Here is a 1097-nt window from a genome sequence, read left to right as displayed (position 1 = left end):
GCGAAGATCGCTCCGTTCGCGGCGGAGGTGGACGAGGAGTCCCGGTTCCCGCGCGAGGCGCTGGATGCGCTGGTGGCCAATGATCTGCACGCGGTGCACGTGCCGGAGGCGTACGGGGGTGCGGGGGCCGACGCGCTGGCGACGGTGATCGTGATCGAGGAGGTCGCGCGGGCGTGCGGGTCGTCGTCGTTGATTCCGGCGGTGAACAAGCTGGGGACGGTGCCGGTGCTGCTGTCGGGGTCGGAGGAGCTGAAGGAGAAGTTCCTGGCGCCGGTGGCGGCGGGGGAGGCGATGTTCTCTTACGCGTTGTCGGAGGCCGACGCCGGTTCGGACGCCGCCGGGATGAAGACGCGTGCGGTGCGCGACGGTGACGTCTGGGTGCTCAACGGCGCCAAGATGTGGATCACCAACGCGGGGGAGTCGAAGTTCTACACGGTGATGGCGGTGACGGAGCCGGGTGCGGGTGCGCGGGGGATTTCGGCGTTCGTGGTGGATGCCGGTGATGCGGGGGTGTCGTTCGGTCCCAAGGAGCGCAAGCTGGGGATCAAGGGGTCGCCGACGCGTCAGGTGATTTTGGAGGGTGTGCGGATTCCGGCGGATCGGATGATCGGTGCGCCGGGGACGGGGTTCAAGACGGCGCTGGCGACGCTGGACCATACGCGGATCACGATCGCTGCGCAGGCGCTGGGGATCGCGCAGGGGGCGTTGGATTTCGCGGTGGGGTATGTGAAGGAGCGGCGTCAGTTCGGTAAGCCCGTCAGCGATTTTCAGGGTGTGCAGTTCATGCTGGCGGACATGGCGATGCGGTTGGAGGCGGCCCGGCAGCTGACGTATCACGCGGCGGTCAAGTCCGAGCGGGCGATGCTGGGGGAGAAGGTCGCGGATCTGACGTTCGTGTCGTCGGCGTGCAAGACGATGGCGTCGGATGTGGCGATGGACGTGACGACCGATGCGGTGCAGTTGCTGGGCGGGTACGGGTACACGCGTGATTTCCCGGTGGAGCGGATGATGCGCGATGCCAAGATCACGCAGATCTACGAGGGGACCAACCAGATCCAGCGGATGGTCATGGCCCGCCAGCTCCTCAAGTAACCGGC

Annotated in this window: 1 protein-coding gene; it reads left to right on the top strand. The window is 67.1% G+C overall.

Translation table 11 applies throughout. The annotated features are described in order from the left end of the window. Nucleotides 1-1092, top strand: a 1092-nt coding sequence (locus BJF79_RS40260; RefSeq protein WP_075905306.1) for an acyl-CoA dehydrogenase family protein, incomplete at its 5' end; no start/stop codon positions are given. Nucleotides 1093-1097: the final 5 nt, after the last annotated feature.

This window comes from Actinomadura sp. CNU-125 (assembly GCF_001942465.1).
Taxonomy (GTDB): domain Bacteria; phylum Actinomycetota; class Actinomycetes; order Streptosporangiales; family Streptosporangiaceae; genus Spirillospora.
The sequence above is the reverse complement of the archived record's forward strand: the minus strand, read 5'-3'. Positions and strand labels throughout refer to the sequence as shown.